A 6,944-nucleotide genomic window follows, 5' to 3' on the forward strand; every position below is an offset into this window, starting at 1 on the left:
CATTAGCGTGGTTAGAAGGCCGTATCCGGTGGGGAGGGATGCCGGGAGGGGTGAAGTCCGATGGCCGCAGCCATTGTCGTCGTCGCGCTCTTGGTGAGCACGTGCGTCACGCTGATCGTCCTGCACACCGTGGCGATCCGCCGGCGAGGACCGGCCCGCGGCGGGTCCTATCCGCGGTTCGCCGTGTGGCTCTTGGCCACTGCCGCGCATCGGCGCTACCTGGCCGAGCGCCGCGCCACGCGGGCGCTGCTGGCGGGCCGGCTCGACCGGGCGGAGTACCGCGCCCGGGTGGCCGCGATGGCGGAGCGGGAAGACGCCGAACGGCCGCTCGACGTGCCGCGGATGCGGCAGTGAACGGTCCGCGCCCCTCGGATGCGGACCGTTGCCGGGAGCCGGGTGTCAGTAGGCCACCAGCCCTGCGTCGCGGAACCGGTCACGGACCCGATCGACCAGGTCACGGTCCGGCGGCGCCGTGTCGCGCAGCGGGAAGGGGATGCCGAGCCGGTCGTACTTGGCCGCGCCGAGCCGGTGGAACGGCAGCACGTCGACGCGCTCAACGTTGCCGAGGCCGGCGGCGAACCCGGCGACCCCGTCGACGTCGCCCGGGTCGTCGGTGACGCCGGGGACGAGGACGTAGCGGACCCACACGGGCGTGCCGCGGGCGGCCAGCCGGCGGGCGAAGTCCAGGGTGGGCCGGACCTCGCCGCCGGTGAGCCGGCGGTAGTGGGCCGGATCCCAGGACTTGATGTCCAGCAGCACGAGGTCGGTCAGGTCCAGCAGGTCCTCGCCGGCCCGGGCGCCCAGCGCGCCCGAGGTGTCCAGCGCGGTGTGCAGGCCGAGCTCCTTCGCGCCGGCGAACAGCGCGCGGGTGAAGGCCGGCTGCAGCAGCGGCTCGCCGCCGCTGACGGTCATGCCCCCGCCGGTGGTGCGGGCGAAGGCCGCGAAGCCCCGAGCCGTGTCCAGGACCGCGCCGGCCGTGGTCGCGGTGCCGTCGCGCATGCGCCAGGTGTCCGGGTTCTGGCAGTACAGGCAGCGCAGCGGGCAGCCGCTCAGGAACGCGACGAAACGGGTGCCCGGGCCGTCCACACCCGTGGAGACGTCCCACGAGTGCAGCCGCCCGGGCACCTCGAGGTTGTTCATCGCACGCCGTGGAAGGTGCGGTTGATGACGTCGCGCTGCTGCTCCGGGGTGAGCTTGACGAAGTTGACCGCGTAGCCGGAGACGCGGATGGTCAGCTGCGGGTAGCGCTCCGGATGCGCCATCGCGTCCACCAGCGTCGCCCGGTCGAGCACATTGACGTTGAGGTGGAAGCCGCCGACCGACATGTAGGCGTCGAGGATCCCGGCCAGGTTGCCGATCCGCTCCTCGTCGACGCGGCCCAGGCCGTCGGGCGTGACGGTGCTGGTGAGCGAGATGCCGTCGCGCGCGGCGGCGTAGGGCAGCTTCGCCACCGACAGCGCCGAGGCGACCATGCCGTGCACGTCGCGGCCGTTCATCGGGTTGGCGCCCGGCGCGAACGGCTCGCCGGCGCGGCGGCCGTCGGGAGTGTTGCCGGTGTGCTTGCCGTACACCACGTTCGAGGTGATGGTGAGCACCGACTGGGTGTGGATCGCCCCGCGGTATGCGGCGTTGCCGCGCACCTTGTCCATGAACGCCTCGACGAGCCACACCGCGATGCTGTCGGCTCGGTCGTCGCCGTTGCCGTACGCGGGGTACTCCCCCTCGACGCGGTAGTCCACGACGAGCCCGGTGTCGTCGCGCACGGGCCGCACGGTGGCGTAGCGGATCGCCGACAGGCTGTCGGCGGCCACCGAGAGCCCGGCGATGCCGCAGGCGAGGAAGCGGCGCACCGGGTAGTCGTGCAGCGCCATCTCGATCCGCTCGTACGCGTACTTGTCGTGCATGTAGTGGATGATGTTCAGCGCGTCGACGTAGGTGCGGGCGAGCCAGTCCAGGGTGCGGTCGAACGCGGCCATCACCTGGTCGTAGTCCAGCACGTCACCGGGTATCGGCTCGGTGCGCGGCGCCACCTGCGCGCCGGTCATCTCGTCGCGGCCGCCGTTGACGGCGTACAGCAGCGCCTTGGCCACGTTGACCCGGGCGCCGAAGAACTGCATGTCCTTGCCGGTCCGCATCGCCGAGACGCAGCAGGCGATCGCGGTGTCGTCGTCGCAGTAGGCGCGCAGCAGGTCGTCGTTCTCGTACTGGATCGCGCTGGTGTCCAGCGAGACCTTGGCGCAGAAGCGCTTGAACGGCTCCGGCAGCGCCGGCGACCACAGCACGGTCAGGTTCGGCTCGGGCGCCGGGCCGAGGTTGTACAGCGTCTGCAGGTACCGGAACGAGGTCCGGGTCACCAGGGTCCGCCCGTCAGCGCCCCCACTGCCCATCCCGCCGATCGACTCGGTGACCCAGGTCGGGTCGCCGGAGAACAGCTCGTCGTACTCGGGCGTGCGCAGGAACCGGATGATGCGCAGCTTGATGACGAAGTCGTCGACGAGCTCCTGTGCCTCGGTCTCGGTCAGCGTGCCGTCGGCGAGGTCGCGCTCGAGGTACACGTCGAGGAACGTCGAGGTGCGCCCGAGCGACATCGCCGCGCCGTTCTGCTCCTTGGTGGCGGCGAGGTAGGCGAAGTACAGCCACTGCACCGCCTCGCGCGCGGTCCGCGCCGGCTCGGAGATGTCGTACCCGTAGGAGGCCGCCATCGCCTTGAGCTCGTCGAGGGCGCGCAGCTGCTCGGCGAGCTCCTCGCGGTCGCGCACCACGTCGGGGGTCGCGGCGTGCTCGTCCAGCGACGCCTTGTCGCGCCGCTTGGCCTCGATGAGGAAGTCCACGCCGTACAGCGGGACCCGCCGGTAGTCGCCGATGATCCGGCCACGGCCGTACGCGTCGGGCAGGCCGGTGATGACGCCGGCCTTGCGCGCCGCCAGGATCTGCGGCGTGTAGGCGTCGAAGACCGCGGCGTTGTGGGTCTTGCGGTACCGCGTGAAGATCTCCTTGACGCTCGCGTCGAGCTCGTAGCCGTAGGCGCGCAGCCCGTTCTCGACCATCCGCAGGCCGCCGAAGGGCATGATGGCCCGCCGTAGCGGCGCGTCGGTCTGCAGGCCGACGATCAGCTCGCGGTCGCGGTCGATGTAGCCGGGCGCGTGCGCGGTGATCGAGGCCGGGGTGCGGGCGTCGACGTCGTAGATGCCGCGCTCACGCTCGGCCGGGAACATCTCGGTCAGCAGGCCCCAGATGTGCCGGGTCCGCTCGGTCGGGCCGGCGAGGAAGGCCCCGTCGCCCTCGTAGGGCAGGACGTTGGCGCGTACGAAGCCGGCGACGTCGACCTCGTCACGCCACCGTCCGCCGCGGAAACCGCGCCAGGCGGCGAGTCCGGCAGCGGCGGGGACGCTGGTGGTGGTCATCGTTCCTCCTGAGTCGGTTCGCTTCCCCTTCAGCGTCGCCGCTGCGGCCGCCGTTCGGGCAGGGCCCGAAGTCCCGGGTGCGGGGGGCCGTCCGCGCCTGCCCCGGCCCGGCAGAGGTGCCTAGGCTGTGCTTGAGGCCGGAGGAGGTGGGTCGCTCGTGTTGGAAGCGTCGATCAGATCGGACGGGGCGGCGGGCGTCGTGACCGTCGGTGCCGACGCCGGGCTGCAGCAGGTGGTCGACGCCGTCGAGGGCGCCGGCGCCCGGGCGGTGGCGGTGGTGGACGGATCGGGCCGGCTCGTCGGCATGGTCGATCCCGGCGCCTACCCGCAGCTGTTCGGGGCCGATGGGCCGCGCAGACCGGGGGCGCTGCCGGCACCTCGTCAGCGCCGCCGCCGCGACCGCATCGGCGATGCCACCGCGCGAGATCTCATGACGCCGGCCGCTGAGCCCCACGCCGGAAGCAAGCAACGATCGAGGAGGATGCGTTGAACGCGACCGTGAGCGAGCACAGGATCGTCGTCGGCTACGACGGGTCGGACGAGGCGCGGTGGGCGGTCGACTGGGCCGCCGCCGAGGCCGAACGCACGGGCAGCCAGTTGCAGATCGTCAACGCCTACCAGATCTCCTGGCCGGGCGCCTACTACGTCGCCGTCGCGGAGCAGATCACGGCCGCACGGGAGGTCGCCGAACGGCTCGTCACCGAGATCGTCGCGCGGGTCCGCGAGCGCGGTACCGGCATCGACGTCTTCGGCGTCTCGGTCGAGGCGCCGCCCGCGTCCACGCTGCTGGACCTCGGCGACGCCGGCGCCCGGATGGTCGTCGTGGGCAACCGCGGCGCCGGCGGGCTGACCAACCTGGTCATGGGGTCCGTCAGCCAGCAGGTCGCCACGCACTCCCGCGTCCCCATCGTGGTGGTGCGCGGCCGCGCCGCCGCCGTCGACGGCCCGGTCGTGGTCGGGGTGGACGGCTCGGCCTCCAGCGACACCGCGCTGGCGCTGGCGTTCGAGGCCGCCCGGGCGCGCGGCGCCGGGGTGATCGCCATCCGTGCCCACGTCACGCCGGCCCAGCCCGCGCTGCCCCTGCCGGACGTCGAGGGGCAGGAGCGGGCCGCGCTGGACGCGTCGCTGGCCGATTGGACGCAGCGGTACCCTGACGTCAAGGTCGAGGCCCTCGTCGCCGCCGGCCGCGCGGCCAAGGTGCTCGTCGACGTCTCGCACACCGCACAGCTCGTCGTCGTCGGCAGCCGCGGCCACGGGGGGTTCGCCGGCCTGCTGCTCGGCTCCGTCGGCCAGCAGCTCATGCAGCACGCGGAGTGCCCGGTGCTCATCGCGCACGAGCGCAAGGCATCCTGAACGGACGCCGCGCTCGTCCACCTGCCGCCGCCGTGCGGCCCGCCCCGGCTGACGTGCCGAGTCCGGTCCGGGTCAGCAGCCGTCGGCGGCGGCCTGGTCGAACTCGTGCGCACGCAGAGCCGGCGGCATCGGGGCCCGGCCCGGGCCGCCGGCGCCCAGCCAGGACAGGACCTCGGCGACCGCGGTGTCCCGCAGCACTTCGCCGAGGTACACCGGACGGCCCCCGCGACGACGGCCCGCGCGGGACGGCTGCACGACGACCACGTTGGAGCGCTCGCACACCGACAGGCACTCGCTGACCCGGACCCGGTGGCCGTCCGCGGCGCGGAGGGCGGTCAGCAGCGCGTCGTGGTCGACGCCGGGGTGCTTGTCGGGGCTGCCGCAGCAACAGTCCCGGCACACGGTGAGGGTGCAGGCGTCGTCCTGGTTCACGGGGTCTGGTGCATCGTTCGGCCGGCTCCGGCCGGGGCCAGCACCCGGCCGGAGCGCTGGTCCGGCTCGCCCGGCACGGGCGCCGCCGGGTCGGTGCCGAGCTCGACGATGCGGTTGTCCCGGTCCACGTGCACGACGCGCGGGCGGTGCCCGGCGACCTCGGCCTCGTCGACGACGTTGAACGACATGATGATGACGAGGTCGCCCGGGGACACGAGCCGCGCCGCCGCGCCGTTGATCCCGATGACGCCGGTGTCCCGTGGGCCCTCGATGACGTAGGTCACCAGGCGGGCGCCGGTGTCGATGTCCACCACGTGCACCTGTTCGCCCTCGACGAGGTTCGCGGCATCCATGAGCGTGGCATCAATGGTAATCGATCCTACGTAGTGCAGGTCGGCCTGGGTCACCGTGGCGCGATGGATCTTGCCGCCGATCAGGGTGCGCTGCATGTCGTCCTCTCCGGATGGATGCGTGGGTCGTGAAACCGGCCCCCCGAACCGGCCGCCGAACGGGCCGGCACTGGCCCCGAGGCCATCGATCAACGCCGTGGCAACCGTAGCGCGATCGATAGCAAGATAGGCTAGCCAAACCTAAGTTAGGCAATGCTAACCTACGTTGGCTTCGCCGCGCTGCCCCCACGCGGACCCGACCTGACGAAGGAGTACAGATGATCCGACCGGGCACCCTTCGCGCCCCCCGACGACCAGGCGCCCGCCTCCGCCGCGCCGCCCTCGCCGCCGCCGCGCTGCTGGCGGCGACCGCGCTCGCGGCCTGCGGCGACAAGGACGAGCCGGCGGCGGCACCGAGCGGATCGGCACCGGCAGCCGCTGCCTTCCCCGCCACCATCGAGCACAAGTTCGGCGCGACGAAGATCGAGTCCGAGCCGAAGCGGGTCGTCACCGTCGGCTGGAGCGACCAGGACTTCGCGATCGCGCTCGGGGTCGTCCCGGTCAGCACCCGGGAGTGGTTCACCGAGTACCCGAAGTACCCGTGGGTGGCCTCCGCGCTCGGCGGCAAGGCGCTGCCGACGTTCTCGGCCGAGATCAACTTCGAGGCGATCCTGCAGCAGAAGCCCGACCTCATCCTCGCCATCTACGAGACGATCAACCAGGAGACGTACGACCGGCTGAGCCAGATCGCGCCGACGGTCGTGCAGTCCAAGGACTACCCCGACGAGCAGACCCCCTGGGACGTCCAGACGCTGACCACCGGCAAGGCGCTGGGTAAGCAGGCCGAGGCGCAGGCCCTCGTGGACAAGGTGAAGGCGAAGATCGCCGAGGCGCGCAAGGCGCACCCGGAGTTCGCCGGCAAGGTGCTCGTCGAGGACTTCGGCCCGGAGAACGGCCAGCACTGGCTCATCCCGGCGGGCGACCCGCGCCGCGCGCTGTTCGACGCGCTGGGCTTCGCCGCCCAGCAGGAGAAGGACGAGATCAGCGAGGAGCGGCTCGACCTGCTCGACCGTGACGTGCTGTTCGTCAACGGGGCGACGAAGGAGACCATGCTCAAGTCGCCGGTCTTCGCGAAGCTGAAGGTCGTCACCGAGGACCGGACGCTGTACACCACCTTCGAGACGCCGCTCGCCGGCGCGCTGTCCTACAGCGGGCCCAACGCGCTGCTCTTCGCGCTCGACCAACTGGTGCCGCAGCTGGCGGCCGCGACCGACAACGACCCCGCGACAAAGGTCGGCGCCCTGTAGCGCGACGCGCGAGGAACGGACGGGTGCGGCGTCCCTGGCGGGACGCCGCACCCTTCGCG

General features: G+C 72.4%; 8 protein-coding genes. 4 read left to right on the plus strand and 4 right to left on the minus strand.

Going from position 1 to position 6,944, the window contains the following annotated elements; translation table 11 throughout:
- The first annotated feature begins 60 nt into the window (after positions 1-60).
- Positions 61-354 carry a hypothetical protein gene (locus ABT297_RS32415; RefSeq protein WP_350556220.1) on the plus strand — a complete coding sequence of 98 codons (294 nt, stop codon included), beginning with the start codon at positions 61-63 and terminating at the stop codon, positions 352-354.
- A gap of 45 nt (positions 355-399) precedes the next feature.
- Here ABT297_RS32415 and pflA read toward each other — a convergent pair whose 3' ends face one another.
- Both pflA and pflB read right to left on the minus strand, forming a co-directional pair.
- A complete protein-coding gene (pflA, locus tag ABT297_RS32420; RefSeq protein ID WP_350556221.1) occupies positions 400-1,140 on the minus strand; it encodes a pyruvate formate-lyase-activating protein in 741 nt (246 codons plus the stop codon).
- Complete coding sequence (gene pflB, locus ABT297_RS32425; RefSeq protein WP_350556222.1) at positions 1,137-3,404, minus strand: formate C-acetyltransferase; 2,268 nt, start codon at positions 3,402-3,404, stop codon at positions 1,137-1,139. Before pflB ends, pflA begins: the two co-directional genes overlap by 4 nt.
- A gap of 157 nt (positions 3,405-3,561) precedes the next feature.
- Between pflB and ABT297_RS32430 the strand changes: the two genes are divergently transcribed.
- A complete protein-coding gene (locus ABT297_RS32430; protein WP_350556223.1) occupies positions 3,562-3,894 on the plus strand; it encodes a CBS domain-containing protein in 333 nt (110 codons plus the stop codon).
- Positions 3,891-4,757, plus strand: coding sequence for a universal stress protein (locus tag ABT297_RS32435; RefSeq protein ID WP_350556224.1), 867 nt, complete (start codon positions 3,891-3,893; stop codon positions 4,755-4,757). The genes ABT297_RS32430 and ABT297_RS32435 overlap by 4 nt, the downstream gene beginning before the upstream one ends.
- 72 nt (positions 4,758-4,829) lie before the next feature.
- On the opposite strand, the gene ABT297_RS32440 is transcribed toward ABT297_RS32435, so the two are convergent.
- Positions 4,830-5,189, minus strand: a complete 360-nt coding sequence (locus tag ABT297_RS32440; protein ID WP_350556225.1) for a hypothetical protein — start codon at positions 5,187-5,189, stop codon at positions 4,830-4,832.
- Positions 5,186-5,638, minus strand: coding sequence for an aspartate 1-decarboxylase (panD, locus tag ABT297_RS32445; RefSeq protein WP_350556226.1), 453 nt, complete (start codon positions 5,636-5,638; stop codon positions 5,186-5,188). The genes ABT297_RS32440 and panD overlap by 4 nt, the downstream gene beginning before the upstream one ends.
- Before the next feature lie 218 nt (positions 5,639-5,856).
- Between panD and ABT297_RS32450 the strand changes: the two genes are divergently transcribed.
- Positions 5,857-6,885, plus strand: a complete 1,029-nt coding sequence (locus ABT297_RS32450) for an ABC transporter substrate-binding protein (RefSeq protein ID WP_350556227.1) — start codon at positions 5,857-5,859, stop codon at positions 6,883-6,885.
- Positions 6,886-6,944 lie beyond the last annotated feature (59 nt).

Origin of the sequence: Dactylosporangium sp. NPDC000555, assembly GCF_040300025.1 — a bacterium.
In the GTDB taxonomy this organism is placed as follows: domain Bacteria; phylum Actinomycetota; class Actinomycetes; order Mycobacteriales; family Micromonosporaceae; genus Dactylosporangium.